Raw genomic sequence first — 17,331 nt, 5'->3', positions numbered from 1 at the left:
GCTAAGCCTTCGCCTCCTGCACATGCAGCGCGCAGCTGTGATCGCTCGTCCCCAGTTCCACCTGCAAGGTGCAGTGCGCAATCGCATAATCGGTCTTGAGCGCCGCCACGATGGCGTCCAGCGCCGCATCGCCCGGATAGCCGCCGGGCATGACCAGATGCGCGGTCAGCGCCGTCTCGGTCGTGCTCATGGCCCAGATATGCAGGTCGTGCATGCCGGCGACGCCCGGCCGCGCCAGCAGAAAATCGCCCACCGCGGCGGCGTCGACATTGGCCGGCACCGCCGCCAGCACCAGGTCGAGCGACTCGCGCAGCAAGGCCCAGGTGGTGACCAGGATCAGCAGCACGATCACGATGCTGACCGCCGGGTCGAGCCAGGTCCAGCCGGTGAAGATGATCGCCACGCCCGACACCACCACGCCCAGCGAAATCGCGGCGTCTGCCGCCATGTGCTGGTAGGCGCCGCGGATGTTCAGGTCGTCCTTGCTGCCGGCCATGAACAGCCAGGCCGAAAAGCCGTTGACCAGCACCCCGATACCGGCCACCACCGACATGGTCATGCCCTGCACCGGGGCCGGATTGGCGAAGCGGTGCACCGCCTCCCAGCCGATCGCGCCGCAGGCCAGCATCAGCAGCAGGGCGTTGAGCAGCGCCGCCAGGATCGACGAGCTGCGCAGGCCGTAGGTGTAGCGCCCGTCCGGCGCGCGTTTGGTGAGCATGGCCGCGCCCCAGGCCAGCATCAGGCCCAGCACATCGGACAGGTTGTGGCCGGCATCGGCCATCAGCGCGGTCGAGTTGGCCAGGAATCCGTAAAAGAATTCGATGCCGACAAATACCGTGTTCAGGCCGATCGCCAGGGCGAAGGCGCGGCCGTTGCCGTTGGGATCGATCTGGTGGTGATGGTGGCCGTGCCCATGCCCGTGCCCATGGTCGTGATCGTGCTTGTGCGCCGCTTTGGTCGCTTTGGCCGGCGGGTGCGTGTGGCCGTGTCCGGCGTGGTCATGGTCGTGATCGTGGTCGTGGGCGCTGGTCATGGGTCGATTCCATTGGTGGGTTCGGCGATGTGTTCGAGCATGTCGGTCAGCACGCCGCTGATGTGGGCGTCCGCCGTCGAATAGAACACCTGCTTGCCCTGGCGCTCGGCCTTGACGATGCGCGCGGCGCGCAGCAGGCGCAGGTGGTGGCTGACCAGCGAACTGCTCAGTTGCAGGCCGGCGGCGATGTCGCCCACCGCAATCGGCCCCGCCAGGCAGGACAATACGATGCGCAGCCGGGTCGGGTCACCCAGCAGATGGAACAGGTCGGCCAGTTGGGCGATCGATGCGTCGTTATCGGGAGAAGGTTTCATAGTCAACATGTGAAGATATGTAGATATGATAGCGCATATCCGGCACACACGGCTGCGCTCGCCGGAAATTACGGTTTTTGCATCTCGGCGGCGATGGCGGCGCGGGTTTTGGGATCGAGTTTGGCCACGGCCCTGGCCAGCTTGTCGCCATCGCGCAGGGCGCTGCTTTGCTCGGGAGTAAGTTCCTTGGCGACGATGACGGGCGACGGTGCCGGGCGCAACAACAGCGCCTGCCCGGCCAGCACTACGAACGCGCACAGCAGCGCGGCGCCGCCGGCAATCGCCATCAGGCGTTTTTCCCGCACCGCCGGAGCCTGGACAGGGCCTGGCGCCGCCGTCACCAGCGCCGCCGGACGCGCGGCGGCATTGCTTGCATGGCCCAGGTAGCCGCTCTCCTGCAAGGCCTGGACCTGGTCGGCCAGGTCGGCGGTGGCATCGTCGAGCAATGCCACGTGGCGCTCGACCGCTTCGGCCAGCACCGCCTCGTTCAATGCCACCAGTGCGAAGATCGGATCGTCGATATCGATCCGCACGCCGGTTTTTTCAAAGACGAGGGTGCGCAGTTTTTGCTGGTCCATGCCGGCTTACCACTGCACTTTGTCGAGCTGTTCGAACAAGTCGCGGAACACGACCTTGATGCGCTGCTTTTCCATGACGTTGAATTTGTCGCTTTCGCGCACTTCATTGGCGGTCAGGCGCGCGATATTCATCTTCTTGATGTCGGCGCCGAAGGTGTCGGCATTGCGTTGCGACAGCACCACGCGCCCGCACACGCGCGCCGCGTTGTCCGCGTAAGTCTGCGACTCGGTAAACACCTTGCCGGTGGCCGATTGCAGCGGGCCGAAGTGTTCGTTTTCCCACAGCACCAGCGGCACGCTGGTCGACTTGGCGGTCGAGACAAAGCCCATGGCCGTGTCGTGCAGGGTATCGCCGCCGCCGACGATGGTGTGGATGTACACCTTGCGCCCCGACTCCTTGAGCAGATCGAAACAATCGTTTTCCAGCAGGTAGCCCATCAGCGGCGAAAAGGTGTTGGCGCCGTTGTCGATGACACAGTTGCCTTCTTCTTCCAGCAGGTCGATCATCAGCGCGTCGAAGCGTTTGGGGTCGATGTTGCGCGCATCGGTCATCACCGGCACGTGTTTCACGTCCATCGCCTTGTAGCGCGAAAAGGTGGCGTTTTCCTGGTCGGTGTCGTAGCAGCGCAGGGGCCGTTCCTCGTCCTTGCCCGCCAGCCATTGCGCCAGGATGGTCGAGACCAGGGTCTTGCCGATGCCGCCCTTGCCCTGCAAGATGAAATGAACCGTATTGTGCATCGAATTGCTCCAGAAAATGACTCACCCGTCATTTCCGCCTGCGCGGGAATGACGAAGCTTAAGTTGGCGGCGTTTGCATCGGACAAAAGCTGGAAATGGCGATGGCGCCGCAGCGCCATCCGTGTCTTGTGCGCGCTATTCGATGATGCGCAGCAGCCCTTGCAGCGCGTGCACCACAGTCTGCTCGCGCACCGCCTGGCGGTCGCCGGCGAACACCAGGCGTTCGGTCTGGACCGTGTCGCCCCTGGCCCAGCCGAAGCAGACCGTGCCGACCGGTTTACCCGGCACCGCGCCGCTCGGGCCGGCGATGCCGGTGGTCGACAGCGCCACGTGCGCGTTGCTGTTTGCCAATGCGCCGGTGGCCATGGCGGACGCCACTTCCTCGCTGACCGTGCCCAGCTGCGCGATCAGCGCGGCCGACACATCGAGCAGCTCGGTCTTGGACGCGTTCGAATAGGTCACGAAGCCGCAGTCGAACCAGGCGGTCGAGCCGGCCACCTCGGTGATCGCCTGCGCCACCCCGCCGCCGGTGCACGATTCGGCGGTTACCAGCAGCAAGCCTTTCGCTTGCAGCGCGCGGCCGACTTTGGCGGAAAGATCGAGAATGTCGTTCGTCACGTGTTGCTCCTTTTGGACGGTAAGCGGGGATCGGAATGCAGATCGGGGGCGGGCGCGCGCCACGGCCCTGCGATTCTACTTTACCATGCCGTATGCAACACTGGTCGCCCACCCTGTTGCAATGTTTCACAAGGGATATCCAAGTGAGCTAAAAAAGCGTAGAGTGGTTCTGGGGAAATCGTCGTCCCGGCCCGGCCGTCCTGCCGTGCGCCACTGGCCTGTTGCTCTGATATGCTGGCCTTTACCGCTGAGTTTGCTTTTTGTTTGATCCGGATTGGAGTCCCATGTCCCCGATTCTTTTGCTTGCCGAACTGCCATGGCGGGTCTGAGCCGGTTCGCATTGCGCCGGCGCGCGGGACTGGCGCTGGCGCTGGCGTTGCCGATGGTGCTCGCACTGCTGGCCTGGAGCGGCGTCGCCGCGGCCCAGTCGCAGCCCAGCGTCGAAAACCAGGTCAAGGCGGCCTACCTGTTCAAATTCGCCGGCTTCGTCGAGTGGCCCGACGGCAGCTTCGCGCGTGCCGACAGCCCGCTCCAGATCGGCGTCTCCGGCAATGACGGCCTGGCCGACCAGCTCGAACAAATGGTGGCCGGGCGCACCGTCGGCGGGCATGCCATTTCCGTGCGCAAACTGCGCCGCGGCGACGCCGTCAGCGGCATCCACATCCTGTTTATCGGCGCCGGCGAACGCGCCGCCGTGATCGACATGCTGGCCGCCGCGCGCGGCCAGTCGGTGCTGACCGTCTCCGACGCCGACGACGGCATCGCTTTGGGGTGCATGATCGCCTTCGTGGTGGCCCAGCACCGGCTGCGCTTCGACGTCGCCCTCGGCCAGGTCAACTCCAGCCGCCTGCGCATCAGCGCGCGCATGCTGGCCGCCGCCAACCGCGTGCAGGGGGCCACATGATCGTGCGCTCGATCCGCGAAAAACTGGTCACGGTGGTCATGCTCACCACCCTGGCCGCGCTGCTGGTTTCGATCGGCACCGTGATCGCCTACGACCTGCGCAACTACCACAAGGCCCTCTTGGGCGACATGGCCACGCAAGCCGAACTGCTCGGCCACATGACCTCGGCCGCGCTGACGTTCGACGACGCCCGCCTGGCCACCGAAAACCTGGCGCTGCTGCGCATCCGGCCCTCGGTGCGGGCCGGCGCCATCTACGACGCCAGGGGCGCGCTGTTCGCCTCCTACCGCGCGCCGGGCGAGCAGCAGGCCTTTCCGGTCAGCCCGCAGAACGACGACCTGCGCGTTTCCGGCGACGACCTGCTGTTGTACCGCAGGGTGGTCGAAAACGGCGAACTGCTCGGCACCGTGTACCTGCGCGCCGAATACACCCTGGTGGCGCGCGCGGTCGACTACCTGAGCATCGCCGCCGGCGTGATCGCGCTGGCCATGCTGATCGCCTGGCTGATGACGCGCCGTCTGGGCCGCATCGTCACCGCGCCGATCGTCGCGCTCACCGAAACCGCGCGCGAAGTGGTCAGCACGCGCGACTACTCGCGCCGCGCCCCGCGCATCAGCGACGACGAAGCGGGCGAACTGGTGGACTCCTTCAACGCCATGCTGGGCGAGATCGAGCAGCGCACCGGCGCGCTCGAAACCTCGCACCATGCGATTGCGCGCGAAGCCGAGGAACGCGCCCGCGCCCAGCAGGAAATCATGGACCTCAACGAGCGGCTGGAGGTGCGGGTGCACGAACGCACCATGCAGCTGGAACTGACCAACGCCGAACTGGAAGTGGCCATGGCCGTGGCCAAGAACGCCAACCAGGCCAAGTCGGCCTTCCTGTCGTCGATGAGCCACGAGCTGCGCACCCCGCTCAACGCCATTCTCGGCTTCGCCCAGATATTGACATCCGAATCGCTTCCCTCCACGCTGGCGCAAAAGAAGGAGTTCGCCGGCCACATTCTCAAATCGGGGCGCCATCTGCTTACCCTGATCAACGAAATTCTCGACCTGGCCAAGGTCGAATCGGGCACCGTGACCTTGTCGATGGAACCGGTGGCGCTGGCCGACATGCTGGTCGAGTGCCGCAACATGACCGAACCGCTGGCGCAGCAGCGCAAGATCCGCATGCTGTTCCCGGACGCGCCGGGCGCGGTGGTGCAGGCCGACCGCACGCGCCTCAAGCAAGTGCTGCTCAATCTGCTCTCGAACGCCATCAAGTACAACCGCGAGATGGGCGCGGTGGTGTGCGACTGCAGCGTCGTCACCGCCAACCGCGTGCGCCTGTCGGTGCAGGATACCGGCATGGGCCTGCGTCCCGACCAGATCGATTCGCTGTTCCAGCCGTTTAACCGCCTGGGCCAGGAAAACGGCAGCGAAGAAGGCACCGGCATCGGCCTGGTCGTCACGCGCCGCCTGGTCGAACTGATGGGCGGCGACATCGGCGTCTCGAGCAGCGTCGGCGTCGGCACCGTGTTCTGGATCGAACTCGGGCTGACCCAGCCGGTGCCCTCGGCGGTGGGGGAGGCAACCGTGCTGGCGCTCGAACCCAAGGCGGCGTCCGCGCCGCTGGCCGAACACACCTTGCTGTACGTCGAAGACAACCCGGCCAACCTGAAGCTGGTGCAGGAAATCGTGCGCTACCGGCCCGACCTGCATCTGCTCGCCGCGCCCGATGGCCACATCGGCATCGAACTGGCCAAGGCGCACCTGCCGGACGTGATTCTGATGGACCTGAACCTGCCCTGCGTGAGCGGCACCGACGCGCTCAAGGAATTGCGCAGCGATCCGCGCACAGCCCACATTCCCGTCATCGCGTTGACCGCCAGCGCGATGCCGCACGACGTCGAGCGCGGGCTGGCCAGCGGTTTTGCACGGTACCTCACCAAACCGATCAACATCGACGAATTCAACGAGGCGATCGACACCACCCTCGCATTCGCCGACACGCGGCAGCTTGCGCAGAAAGCGCGGAACTCATGATATCGCTCGAAGACATCCACAACGCCGCCATCCTGATCGTCGACGACCAGCTGGTCAACGTCCAGCTGCTCGACTACCTGCTCACGACCACCGGCTACACCAACGTGAGCAGCACCACCGACCCGCGCGAAGTGGCGGCGATGCACCTCAAGCACCGCTACGACCTGATCATCCTCGACCTGCACATGCCGGGCATGAACGGCTTCCAGGTGATGGAGGCGCTGGCGCCCATGGAAACCGAAGCCTACCTGCCGGTGCTGGTAGTGACGGCCGAACCGGACAAAAAGCTGGCCGCGCTCGACGCCGGCGCGCGCGACTTCGTCGGCAAACCGTTCGACCCGGTCGAAGTGCTCACCCGCATCCGCAACATGCTGGAAGTGCGCCTGCTGCACCGCGAGTCGAAGAACTACGGCACCCTGCTCGAACAGACGGTACGCGAGCGCACCGTCGAACTGCAGCGTTTTCGCAGTGCCATGGACGCCACCGACGACGCCATCTTCCTGATCGACATCGGCAGCATGAGGGTGGTCGACGTCAACGACGGCGCCTGCCGCATGCTCGGCTACCAGCGCGACGAACTGCTGCGCCTCGACCCCACCGTGTACGGCCTGGCCGCGCGCGGCCAGCTGGCCTGCCAGGCCGACCCCGCGCGCGACGTGCTGCGCTACCCGGACCTGGTCGAAGACCAGCTCACCCGCGCCGACCTGCGCGAAGTGGCGGTCGAAATCTACTGGCAGACCCAGAGCGTGGGCGGCACCCGCATGCTGATCGCGGTGGCGCGCGACATCAGCGAGCGGCTGGCCGCGCGCCAGCGCCTCAAGCACCTGGCCAGCTACGACAGCCTGACCGGCCTGCCCAACCGCACCCTGTTCTACCAGACCTTGCGCGAAGCGATCGAACTGGCGCAGGACAAGCACTGGCGCATCGTGGTGCTGTTCATCGCGCTCGACCGCTTCAAGACCATCAACGATTCGCTCGGCTCGGCGCTGGGCGACGAACTGCTGCGCCAGTTCAGCACGCGCCTGGTGCAGTGCGTGCGCATCCGCGATACGGTGGGACGCCTGGGCGGCGACGAATTCGCGCTCATTCTGACCATGACGCGCAACCAGCAGGACGCCGTCAACGTCGCCAACGAAGTGCGCGACGCCCTGCGCGCCCCGTTCGACCTGCAGGGCCGCCAGGCCGGTCTGACGGCCAGCATCGGCATCGCCATGTATCCGGACGACGCCCTGGATCCCGAAACGCTGATCAAATATGCCGATACCGCGATGGGACGCGCCAAGGAAGCGGGGCGCGACGGCTACCGCTTCTTCACCGCCGGGATGAACGTGCAGGTGCTGGCCCGGCTCGACCTCGAACTGGCGCTGCGCCACGCGCTCGAAAACGAGGAGTTCCTGCTGTACTACCAGCCCAAGATGAATTTGCGCACCGGCCGCATCGCCGGCGCCGAAGCGCTGCTGCGCTGGAACCGGCCCGGCTTCGGCCTGGTGTTCCCGGCCGAATTCGTGCCGGTGATGGAAGAAACCGGCTTGATCGTGCGCGTCGGCGCATGGGTGATCGAAGAAGCCTGCCGCCAGATTGCGCAGTGGTCGGCCAGCGATGTCGGCGACGTGCGCGTGGCGGTCAATGTGTCGAGCCGCCAGTTCGTCGAAGGCGACCTGGAAGGCGAAATCCGCGCGGCCATCGGCAAGCACGGCATCGACCCGTCGCTGCTCGAACTGGAACTGACCGAAAGCGCGCTGATGTCCAACGCCGAGCACACCATCAACGTGCTGGGCAACCTCAAGCAGCTGGGCATCACGATCGCCATCGACGACTTCGGGACCGGTTATTCGAGCCTGGCGTACCTGAAGCGCTTCCCGATCGACAAACTCAAGATCGACATCGCCTTCGTGCGCGAGGTCACAGTCAACCCGGACGACGCGGCCATCGCGCTGGCCATCATCGGCATGGCGCATTCGCTGCACATGCACGTCATCGCCGAAGGGGTGGAGACGGCGGCGCAGATGGCCTACCTGCGGCGTCATCGCTGCGACGAAGTGCAGGGCTTTCATTTCAGCCGCCCGCTGCCGGTCAAGGAGTTTGGCGCGATGGTGCTGGCCAATCTGGCGCAGCCGCAGGAGACCGAGTCGCCCGACAATCACCGCCAGACCTTGCTGATCGTCGATGACGACGTGAATGTGCTGTCGGCGCTGCACCGGCTGTTCAAGCGCGACAACTACCGGATTCTGACGGCGGTGTCGCCGGCCGAAGGGTTCGAGCTGCTGGCGCTGCATACGGTGCAGGTGATCGTGTGCGACCAGCGCATGCCGGTCATGAGCGGGACCGAGTTTTTGAGCAAGGTCAAGGAACTGTACCCGGACACGATACGGATTATCCTGTCGGGCTACACCGGGCTCGAAGCGGTGCTCGATTCGATCAACCGCGGGGCGATTTACCGGTTTTACACCAAGCCGTGGGATGAGACGCAGCTGCGCGACAACGTGCGGCTGGCGTTTCATCATTACTGGCTGATGAACGGGCCGAAGGATGATCCGCATAATGCGCACTTTGTGCATGCGGCGCAGGTGACTGCGGAGTAAGCGGGAGGCGCCGGATCAGGCGCTGGCGAAGTGGTCGAAACCATCCAGTTGCAGATCGAGCGCGCAGCCGTGCGCGTCCACCAGGCGCAGGCCCGGCGCGGCAACGATGGTGCCCACGCGCGTGACGGCGGTGCCGCTTGCGATGGCCGCAGCCAGGATCGCCTCGCGCTGTTCCGGCGCGGCGGTGAAGCACAACTCGTAATCGTCGCCACCGGCGGCGCAGAACTGTCGCCGCAGCGCTTGCGGCTGCGCGGCCAGCACCGGTCCGGCCGGTAGCGCATCCACATTCAAGCTTGCGCCGAGGTTCGACGCAGCCAGGATGTGCCGCAGATCGCCCACCAGCCCATCGGAGATATCGATGGCCGCGTGGGCCAGCCGCGCTCCAGCCAGGGCCAGGCCAAGCGCGACGCGCGGCGCGGGCATGTGCATGCGCGTGCCTGCCATCAGCTGTGCCGCGTCATCGAGCGCATATTCCTTGCGGTACCCGGCCAGCGCCAGGCGCGCATCGCCCAGCGTGCCCGAGATCCAGAGATCGTCGCCGGCGATGGCCGCATCGCGCCGCAGCGCGTGACCTGGCGCCAGTTCGCCGAAGATGGTGATGCAGATATTGAGCGGGCCTTTGGTGGTATCGCCGCCAATCAGTTCGCAGCCATGCAGGTCGGCCAGCGCGAACAGGCCGGCGGCAAACTCGCCCAGCCACGCGGGATTGGCCGCCGGCAGCGCCAGCGCCAGGGTAAAGGCCACTGGCCGGGCGCCCATCGCCGCCAGGTCCGACAGATTCACCGCCAGGCATTTGTGGCCCAGCATGCGCGCATCGGCGCCGGCGAAGAAATGGCGGTCCTCGACCAGCATGTCGGACGAAATGGCCATCTGCATGCCGGGGGAGGGTGCGAGCAGCGCGCAATCGTCGCCGATGCCGAGCGCCGCCCGGGCTGGCCTTGCCTGGTTCGGCCCGGAGCGCTTGAAGTACTGCTTGATAAGGTCGAATTCTGAGAGCATGCGCAATTGTACTCCGGCATCCTACCAGGCCGGTGTCAGGTCTGACATTCGGACACGAGCCCAGCCATCGGGTTTCAATACAGTCCAGCTCGCAGGCCGGTGTCAGGTCTGACATTCGGACACGAGCCCAGCCATCGGGTTTCAATACAGTCCAGCTCGTGTCCGTTTGTCAGACCTGACACCAGGTGTAGACACCGGGTGTAATACAGTCCAGCCCGTGTCCGTTTGTCAGACCTGACACCGGGTGTGGTGCTTACAGCTTGCCCAGGGTGACTTCGACCAGCCGGCCCTTTTTCTTGAACTCTTCATTGACCGTCACCAGGATGCGTCCCTGGGCGTCTTCCGCGATCGAGGTCACTTCGCTGGTGGCGTCGGCATTGGCGCGCTTGTAGCCCGGCAGCAGGCTCGACAGGTCGGTCCATTTGTCGCCGTTGTCGTTCGACCACGCCAGGTAGGGCAGGCCATGCGCCTTGTCGAACCCGGCGGCGACGATCACGTTTGGCTTGCCCGCCGGCGACAGCAATTCGGTGATGTAGGGATAGCCGGCCCCGCCCGACAAGGGCTGCTTGAGCACGAACTTGTAGCTCTTGCCGCTGTCGTCGCTGCGCAGCAGGCCGCCTTCGACGCCGATGAACACGCGCTCGCTCTTGCCGAGGGTGGTGATCAGGTGCACATTGCGGTTTTCCAGCTCCGGCACGTTGATCGGCACCGGGACTGCGGACGCCAGCGCGGAATTGTCGGCGTTCATGCCGTAGGCGCGCACATAGGCCATGTCGAGCGGGCATTCGCCGCCGGTCAGCAGGCGTCCGCCCACCACCTCGAAGGCCTGGTGCGTGCAGCTCATGCTGTCCATGCTGCCCATGACCGGCTTCCAGGTGAGGCCCTGGTCGTTCGAGACCTGCACGTTCTGGCCAGCGCCGCCGTTGGCGAACCAGCGCTTGCCGACAGCCTTGACGTCGTTGACCTCCATGCGTTCGCAATAGGTGGCGTAGCAGATGCGGAAGTCCTTGTCCTTGGGAACGAAGGTCATTTTGGCTTGGTCGAGCTCGCATAAAGTGTGTTCCTCGGCGCTGCCCCAGGCCGGCTGCACCAGGACGGTCTTGCCGTCCACCTGCTTGAGGTCGGCCGCGCGCCGCACTTCGACCTGCGCGCTGGCCGGCAGCTTGCAGGCGCCCAGCGCCACGTTTTGCCAGGCCGACTTGGCACTCACGCCGCGCGCGGTGGCGATCACCGCGCTGCCCTCGGCTTCGGTATTGGTCAGCGCAACATAGGCGTTCTTGTCGTCGATGGTGATGGCCTTCATGCCGCGCTCGTTACTCATCAGGACGTCGACGCGGGCCACCGGATCCGGCGTCGGCAGAGGGGCCGGCTTGCCCGCGTCGCCGCCTCCGCCGCCGCAGGCAGCAAGCAGGGTGGCGGCGATCAGGCCGGCGGGTAAACATTTCTGGATGTCGTTCATGGGGCACTCTTTTCGGCTAGGTTGGCAAGGGCGCGCTGCGGGTCAGGGACCGCGACCGCGATGCCCTGCATTTTCCGGCCAGCCCGGCGCAGGGTCTATTGCGTTTATGTCTAGGATTTGTATCAACTGTCGGCAATCTGTACCGCCCTGTGACGTCGAGCGAGCGTTCGCTTTGTTTTTCTTGGCGCAAAAAAGGCATGTTTTGCGGCAATTGGGCCGATGTTGGTGAAAATACGTACCTTGTTGAAAGATCACGTCTGATAAAATCGTCAGTCCCCGACAGTACACAGGAAGGCCGTACCAGCATGGATTCGTCACCAGACAAGAAGGAAGAATTGCGCCAGCAGCTGCGCCTCGCAGCGCTCGAATATCACGAGTGCCCCCGTCCCGGCAAGATCAGTGTCACCCCCACCAAGCAGTTACTCAATCAGCGCGACCTGGCCCTGGCGTATTCGCCCGGCGTGGCCGCGCCGTGCGAAGAGATCGTCAAGGATCCGGGCAACGCCTATAAATACACGGCGCGCGGCAATCTGGTGGCGGTCATCACCAACGGCACCGCGGTGCTGGGTCTGGGCAATATCGGTCCGCTGGCATCCAAGCCGGTGATGGAAGGCAAGGGCGTTCTGTTCAAGAAGTTCGCCGGCATCGATGTGTTCGATATCGAGATCAACGAGCAGGACCCGGACAAGCTGGTCGACATCATCGCGTCGCTGGAACCGACTTTTGGGGGCATCAACCTGGAAGACATCAAGGCGCCCGAGTGTTTCTATATCGAGCGCCAGTTGCGCAGCCGCATGAAGATCCCTGTCTTCCACGATGACCAGCACGGTACCGCGATCATCGTCGGCGCCGCCATCCTGAACGGCATCAAGGTCGTCGGCAAGGATTTGCGCGAGTGCAAGCTGGTGGTGTCGGGCGCGGGCGCCGCGGCGCTGGCCTGCCTGGAACTGATCGTCGATCTTGGTTTCCCGATCGAGAACATCTATGTGACCGACCTGGCCGGCGTGGTCTATAAAGGCCGCGTCGAGCTGATGGACCCGGACAAGGCGCGTTTCGCGCAAGATACCCCGCTGCGCACCCTGGCAGAAGTCATGCCGGGCGCCGACATTTTCCTGGGCCTGTCCGCTGGCGGCGTGCTCAAGCAGGATATGGTCAAGGAAATGGCGGCCAATCCGCTGATCCTGGCACTCGCCAACCCGACCCCGGAAATCCTGCCGGAAGAAGTCAAGGCCGTGCGCGGCGACGCGATTATCGCGACCGGTCGTTCGGACTATCCGAACCAGGTGAACAATGTGCTGTGCTTCCCGTACATTTTCCGCGGCGCCCTCGATTGCGGCGCCACCACCATCACGCGCGAGATGGAAATTGCGGTCGTGCACGCGATTGCCGACCTGGCCCACGCCGAGCAGTCGGACGTGGTCGCCACCACCTACGGCATCAGCAACCTCTCGTTCGGCCCGGAATACCTGATCCCGATGCCGTTCGATCCGCGCCTGTTGATCCACATCGCCCCGGCCGTGGCCAAGGCCGCGTTCGAATCCGGCGTGGCGACGCGTCCGATCGCCAACCTGGAAGCGTACGCCGACAGCCTGCAGCAGTTCGTGTACCGCAGCGGCACCTTCATGAAGCCGCTGTTCGCGATGGCCAAGGCGGCCCCGCCGGAACTCAAGCGCATCGTCTACGCCGAGGGCGAAGAAGAGCGCGTGCTGCGCGCCGTGCAAGTGGTGGTCGACGAGAAACTGGCGCGTCCGATCCTGGTCGGCCGTCCGAGCGTCCTGGAGCAGCGCATCGTCAAGTTCGGCCTGCGCTTGAAGCAGGGCGAGCATTTCGACGTCATCAACCCCGACCACGACGAGCGCTACCGCGATTACTGGCAGACCTATTACGCGATGACCATGCGTAAGGGCGTGACCCAGGAATACGCCAAGCTGGAAATCCGCCGCCGCCACAGCCTGATCGGCGCGATGATGATCCACAAGGGCGACGCCGACGGCATGATCTGCGGCACCTTCGGCACCACCAGCCTGCACCTGCACTATATCGAACAGGTATTGGGCAAGCGCGACGGCGCCAATGTGTACGCGGCGATGAATTTCCTGATCCTGCCGGAACGCCAGATGGCCATCGTCGACACCCACGTCAACGAAAACCCGACCGCCGAGCAGCTGGCGGAAATCACCATCATGGCGGCCGACGAGATGAGCCGCTTCGGCCTGATCCCGCGCGCGGCCTTGTTGTCGCACTCGAACTTCGGTTCGGCCAACAGCGCCTCGGCGCAGAAGATGCGCGCGGCGCTGGCGCTGGTGCAGCAAAAGGCGCCGCAGCTCGAAGTCGATGGCGAGATGCACGGCGACGTGGCGCTCGACGCCAAGCTGCGCAAGCAGATGATGCCGCACTCGACCCTGCAAGGCGAAGCGAACCTGCTGGTGATGCCGAATATCGACAGCGCCAACATCGCCTACAACCTGCTCAAGACCGCGGCCGGCAACGGCATCGCGATCGGCCCGGTGCTGCTCGGCTGCGCCAAGGCGGTGCACATCCTGACGCCATCGGCCACCGTGCGCCGCATCGTCAACATGACCGCGCTGTGCGTGGTCGATGCGGTGTCGGAGCGCTGATCGTACTGTAAAGAGAGCGCGTTTTTTTCGCTGGAACGGCCGCCATCGTTGCTGATCGCGGCCGTTTTTTTGTAGTAAGAATGGCGTGGATTGACGTGCATTACTACATTTCATTACAGTTCAAGATAGGCGTAACAATCCGTAAGGTGCTGCCATTATGCATAGAAAACAGGCATAATATCCACGCAAGTCGTTGTTTATATTGCACGAAATCCTTTTGCGTAAAGAATAGTCAAAACGATTCTGTTACAATGCTGAGTTGTTAACTGCGAGTCGGACGTGCAGATTACGGCACTCCAACTACACACGAATATCACGAATTATGCAAAAAACAACAAAAAAAGCCCTGATTACCGGAATCACCGGGCAAGATGGCGCCTACCTTGCGCAGTTGTTGCTTGAAAAGGGCTACGAGGTCACCGGGACCTATCGTCGCACGAGTTCGGTGAACTTCTGGCGTATCGAAGAGCTGGGCATCCAGGCACATCCGAACCTGCGTCTGGTCGAATACGACCTGACCGACCTGTCGTCGAGCATTCGCCTGATCCAGAGCGCCGAGCCGGACGAGGTGTACAACCTCGCGGCCCAGAGTTTCGTCGGTGTGTCGTTTGAGCAGCCAGTCGCTACCGCAAGCATTACCGGTCTCGGTGCCGTGCACCTGTTGGAGGCGATCCGCATCGTCAACCCGAAGGCGCGCTTCTACCAGGCATCGACCTCCGAAATGTTCGGCAAGGTCCAGGCCATTCCGCAAGTCGAAGATACCCCGTTCTACCCGCGCAGCCCGTACGGTGTGGCCAAGCTGTACGCCCACTGGATGACGGTCAATTACCGCGAGTCGTATGGCATTTTCGGTTCCAGCGGCATTTTGTTCAATCACGAATCGCCCCTGCGCGGCCGTGAATTCGTTACCCGCAAGATCACCGATTCGGTCGCCAAGATCGTGCTCAACAAGCTCGACGTGCTGGAACTGGGCAACCTCGACGCCAAGCGCGACTGGGGTTACGCCAAGGAATACGTCGAAGGCATGTGGCGCATCCTGCAGGCCGAACAGCCTGACACCTTCATCCTGGCCACCAACCGTACCGAAACCGTGCGCGACTTCGTCACCATGGCGTTCAAGGGTGCCGGCATCGACATCGAATACACGGGCAAGGGCGAAGCCGAGACCGGCCATTGCGCCCGTACCGGCAAGCTGCTGGTGCGCATCAGTCCCAAATTCTACCGTCCGGCCGAAGTCGAATTGCTGATCGGCGATCCGGGCAAGGCCTTGCGCGAGCTGGGCTGGGCGCCAACAACCACGCTGGAGCAGTTGTGCCAGATGATGGTCGAGGCCGACATGCGCCGCAACGAACAAGGTTTTTCGTTCTGATATGACGGCCATGGTCACGGAAACGACTCCCGCGCCCGGTGTTGAAGGGCAGGGCAAGCGTGCCCTGATCACCGGCCTGCACGGCTTCACGGGGCGCTACGTGGCGCGCGAACTGGCCGCTGCCGGCTACCGCGTGTTCGGCACCGTGGTGCCGGGCCATGGCGATCATCAAGCCGATCCCGATGTCTTCGCGGTCGACCTGCTCGACCGCGCCGGCGTGGCCGCCATGGTCGAACAGGTGCAGCCGGATGTCGTGGTGCACCTGGCCGGCATCGCCTTCGTGGCGCATGCCAACGCCGAACTGATTTACCGCGTCAACATCGTCGGCACCCGCAACCTGCTCGAAGCGCTGGCCGCCCAGCGCCACCAGCCATCGGCGGTGCTGCTGGCCTCGTCCGCCAACGTCTACGGCAACGCCAGCGTCGGCCGGATCGACGAGTCGCTGGCGCCCGCGCCGGCCAACGATTACGCCGTCAGCAAGCTGGCCATGGAACACATGGCCCAGTTGTGGAGCGACAAGCTGCCGATCATCATCGCGCGGCCATTCAACTATACCGGCGTGGGCCAGGACGAGAACTTCCTGCTGCCGAAGATCGTCGCGCATTTCCGCAAGGCCGCGCCCGTGATCGAACTGGGCAACCAGGCCATCGCGCGCGACTTTTCCGATGTGCGCATGGTGGCTGACAGCTACCGGCGCCTCTTGGCGTCCAATGTGGCCGGCCAGGCCTTCAATATCTGTTCTGGCCAGGCCCACTCGCTGGGCGAGGTGATCGCGCTGATGGAGTCGATTGCCGGCTACCGGATCGAGGTCAGGGTCAACCCGGCCTTCGTGCGCGCCAAGGATGTGCTGGTCCTGATGGGCAACAATGACAAACTGCGCGGCGCGATCGGCGGCCTGTCCCCGATTCCGCTGGCGGACACGCTGCGCTGGATGTACCAGGCGTGAGCCGCCTGCGCGTCGGCCTGGGAACGACCATGATCGAACCGGGCCTGACCGGCGGACGGCTGGACGGGATCGGCGTGTACACCCAGGCCCTGCTGCGGCACTTGCCGGACGCCGGCTGCGATGTGGCCGCGTATTCGTATCCGCGTGCGCGCGGCGACGCCACGGCCATCAGCGTGGGGCAGGCCATGCCGCAATCGTTCGAAGCGGCCAGCCTGGCCGACCTGCTCACGCCGCGCGCGAACCGGGTGCACATGCCGGCCGATCTTTTTCACGCGACCGATTACCGCATCGTGCGCATGGATTGCCCGGTGGTGGCGACCCTGCACGATGCGCTGCCGATCAAGTACCCGCAGTGGTGCAGCCCCGGCATGCGGCGCGCCAAGAACTGGATGCAGCAAAAAGCGGCGCGCAAGGCACAACATGTGATCGCGGTGTCGAACTTTGCGATCGGTGAACTGGTCGAATGCTTCGGGATCGATGAACACCGCATCAGCGTGGTGCACAACGGTGTCGACGCGGCGTGGCTGCAAGCGCCCGATGCGTCGGCCGTGGCGCGCACCTTGCTCGAGAACGGCCTGCGTGCGGGCTATTTTTTGTTTGTCGGTACTTTGCAGCCGCGCAAGAATGTCGAGCGCCTGCTGAGTGCCTATTTAAGTTTGCCGGACGCTTTGCGCGCCGAACGCCAGCTGGTCATTGTCGGCGGCGCCGGCTGGCGCTGCGACGAACTGATCGCGCGCATCAAGGCGGCGCGGCAGGATGGCGAGCAGGTGGTATGGCTGAACCAGCTGAGCGGCGCCGATGCCCTGCGCCATGTGTATGCGGGCGCGGGGGTGTTTGTGTTTCCGTCCCTGTATGAAGGTTTCGGTATCCCCGTGGTCGAGGCGTTTGCGTCCGGGGTGCCGGTGGTGGCCTCGAACAGCAGTTCCTTGCCGGAAGTAACCCGGGGCGCGGCGCTCGACGTCGATCCGGGCAACACCGGAGACATCGCCGCGGCGATGCAGGCGCTGGCGCGCGACGACGCGCTGCGGCAGCAATGCATTGCGGCGGGCCGCGCTCGCGCAGCCCAGTTGACCTGGCACGACACCGCGCTGCAGACCGCCGCCGTGTATCGTGCCGTCCTTTCCCAATAATCCGACGTCGTCCTTTGCC

Annotated in this window: 14 protein-coding genes; 7 read left to right on the top strand and 7 right to left on the bottom strand. The window is 64.5% G+C overall.

What is annotated here, in order from left to right:
* Position 1: 1 nt before the first annotated feature.
* The 5 genes from F2P45_RS17685 to F2P45_RS17665 all read right to left on the bottom strand — a co-directional run bounded on the left by F2P45_RS17685 (position 2) and on the right by F2P45_RS17665 (position 3,281).
* Positions 2–1,033, bottom strand: a complete 1,032-nt coding sequence (locus tag F2P45_RS17685) for a cation diffusion facilitator family transporter (protein ID WP_166877838.1) — start codon at positions 1,031–1,033, stop codon at positions 2–4.
* The gene (locus F2P45_RS17680) at positions 1,030–1,347 is read right to left on the bottom strand and encodes an ArsR/SmtB family transcription factor (protein ID WP_166877835.1); all 318 of its coding nucleotides are present in this window, start codon (positions 1,345–1,347) and stop codon (positions 1,030–1,032) included. The genes F2P45_RS17685 and F2P45_RS17680 overlap by 4 nt, the downstream gene beginning before the upstream one ends.
* A 68-nt stretch (positions 1,348–1,415) precedes the next feature.
* Entirely contained in the window at positions 1,416–1,925 is a 510-nt protein-coding gene (locus F2P45_RS17675; protein ID WP_166877832.1) for a hypothetical protein, read from the bottom strand.
* Between the two features lie 6 nt (positions 1,926–1,931).
* Positions 1,932–2,663, bottom strand: coding sequence for a P-loop NTPase family protein (locus tag F2P45_RS17670; protein WP_166877829.1), 732 nt, complete (start codon positions 2,661–2,663; stop codon positions 1,932–1,934).
* Positions 2,664–2,798: 135 nt separating this feature from the next.
* Positions 2,799–3,281 carry a CinA family protein gene (locus F2P45_RS17665; protein WP_166877827.1) on the bottom strand — a complete coding sequence of 161 codons (483 nt, stop codon included), beginning with the start codon at positions 3,279–3,281 and terminating at the stop codon, positions 2,799–2,801.
* A 316-nt stretch (positions 3,282–3,597) separates the two neighbouring features.
* On the opposite strand from F2P45_RS17665, the gene F2P45_RS17660 reads away from it, so the two are divergent.
* From F2P45_RS17660 to F2P45_RS17650, 3 genes are read left to right on the top strand one after another with little or no spacing between them, the layout of a single operon-like run.
* Positions 3,598–4,185 (top strand): TOL_0243 family YfiR-like periplasmic protein, encoded by a 588-nt coding sequence (locus tag F2P45_RS17660; protein ID WP_166877825.1) that lies wholly within the window; start codon positions 3,598–3,600, stop codon positions 4,183–4,185.
* Positions 4,182–6,209, top strand: coding sequence for a sensor histidine kinase, YfiR-like protein-associated (locus F2P45_RS17655; protein ID WP_166877822.1), 2,028 nt, complete (start codon positions 4,182–4,184; stop codon positions 6,207–6,209). The genes F2P45_RS17660 and F2P45_RS17655 overlap by 4 nt, the downstream gene beginning before the upstream one ends.
* The gene (locus tag F2P45_RS17650) at positions 6,206–8,791 is read left to right on the top strand and encodes an EAL domain-containing protein (RefSeq protein WP_166877820.1); all 2,586 of its coding nucleotides are present in this window, start codon (positions 6,206–6,208) and stop codon (positions 8,789–8,791) included. The genes F2P45_RS17655 and F2P45_RS17650 overlap by 4 nt, the downstream gene beginning before the upstream one ends.
* A gap of 15 nt (positions 8,792–8,806) precedes the next feature.
* Here F2P45_RS17650 and thiL read toward each other — a convergent pair whose 3' ends face one another.
* Complete coding sequence (gene thiL, locus F2P45_RS17645; RefSeq protein WP_166877816.1) at positions 8,807–9,790, bottom strand: thiamine-phosphate kinase; 984 nt, start codon at positions 9,788–9,790, stop codon at positions 8,807–8,809.
* A 253-nt stretch (positions 9,791–10,043) separates the two neighbouring features.
* Positions 10,044–11,249, bottom strand: a complete 1,206-nt coding sequence (locus tag F2P45_RS17640; protein WP_166877811.1) for a hypothetical protein — start codon at positions 11,247–11,249, stop codon at positions 10,044–10,046.
* Positions 11,250–11,554: 305 nt separating this feature from the next.
* On the opposite strand from F2P45_RS17640, the gene F2P45_RS17635 reads away from it, so the two are divergent.
* From F2P45_RS17635 to F2P45_RS17620, 4 genes are all read left to right on the top strand, one after another.
* Complete coding sequence (locus F2P45_RS17635; RefSeq protein ID WP_166877807.1) at positions 11,555–13,867, top strand: NADP-dependent malic enzyme; 2,313 nt, start codon at positions 11,555–11,557, stop codon at positions 13,865–13,867.
* A gap of 322 nt (positions 13,868–14,189) precedes the next feature.
* Complete coding sequence (gmd, locus tag F2P45_RS17630) at positions 14,190–15,236, top strand: GDP-mannose 4,6-dehydratase (protein ID WP_166877806.1); 1,047 nt, start codon at positions 14,190–14,192, stop codon at positions 15,234–15,236.
* A 10-nt stretch (positions 15,237–15,246) separates the two neighbouring features.
* Positions 15,247–16,182 carry an NAD-dependent epimerase/dehydratase family protein gene (locus tag F2P45_RS17625; RefSeq protein ID WP_166877803.1) on the top strand — a complete coding sequence of 312 codons (936 nt, stop codon included), beginning with the start codon at positions 15,247–15,249 and terminating at the stop codon, positions 16,180–16,182.
* Positions 16,179–17,312, top strand: a complete 1,134-nt coding sequence (locus F2P45_RS17620) for a glycosyltransferase family 4 protein (RefSeq protein WP_370663268.1) — start codon at positions 16,179–16,181, stop codon at positions 17,310–17,312. Before F2P45_RS17625 ends, F2P45_RS17620 begins: the two co-directional genes overlap by 4 nt.
* The last annotated feature ends 19 nt before the right edge of the window (positions 17,313–17,331 follow it).

Source organism: Massilia mucilaginosa, assembly GCF_011682145.1.
GTDB classification, from domain to species: domain Bacteria; phylum Pseudomonadota; class Gammaproteobacteria; order Burkholderiales; family Burkholderiaceae_D; genus Telluria_A; species Telluria_A mucilaginosa.
This window is presented reverse-complemented; position numbering and strand designations above follow the sequence as displayed.

Bases quoted from the DNA above. Each gene is read 5' to 3' on its own strand.
- F2P45_RS17685 (WP_166877838.1), bottom strand. From the start codon at position 1,033: ATGACCAGCGCCCACGACCACGATCACGACCATGACCACGCCGGACAC.
- F2P45_RS17680 (WP_166877835.1), bottom strand. From the start codon at position 1,347: ATGAAACCTTCTCCCGATAACGACGCATCGATCGCCCAACTGGCCGAC.
- F2P45_RS17675 (WP_166877832.1), bottom strand. From the start codon at position 1,925: ATGGACCAGCAAAAACTGCGCACCCTCGTCTTTGAAAAAACCGGCGTG.
- F2P45_RS17670 (WP_166877829.1), bottom strand. From the start codon at position 2,663: ATGCACAATACGGTTCATTTCATCTTGCAGGGCAAGGGCGGCATCGGC.
- F2P45_RS17660 (WP_166877825.1), top strand. From the start codon at position 3,598: ATGGCGGGTCTGAGCCGGTTCGCATTGCGCCGGCGCGCGGGACTGGCG.
- F2P45_RS17655 (WP_166877822.1), top strand. From the start codon at position 4,182: ATGATCGTGCGCTCGATCCGCGAAAAACTGGTCACGGTGGTCATGCTC.
- F2P45_RS17650 (WP_166877820.1), top strand. From the start codon at position 6,206: ATGATATCGCTCGAAGACATCCACAACGCCGCCATCCTGATCGTCGAC.
- thiL (WP_166877816.1), bottom strand. From the start codon at position 9,790: ATGCTCTCAGAATTCGACCTTATCAAGCAGTACTTCAAGCGCTCCGGG.
- F2P45_RS17640 (WP_166877811.1), bottom strand. From the start codon at position 11,249: ATGAACGACATCCAGAAATGTTTACCCGCCGGCCTGATCGCCGCCACC.
- F2P45_RS17635 (WP_166877807.1), top strand. From the start codon at position 11,555: ATGGATTCGTCACCAGACAAGAAGGAAGAATTGCGCCAGCAGCTGCGC.
- gmd (WP_166877806.1), top strand. From the start codon at position 14,190: ATGCAAAAAACAACAAAAAAAGCCCTGATTACCGGAATCACCGGGCAA.
- F2P45_RS17625 (WP_166877803.1), top strand. From the start codon at position 15,247: ATGGTCACGGAAACGACTCCCGCGCCCGGTGTTGAAGGGCAGGGCAAG.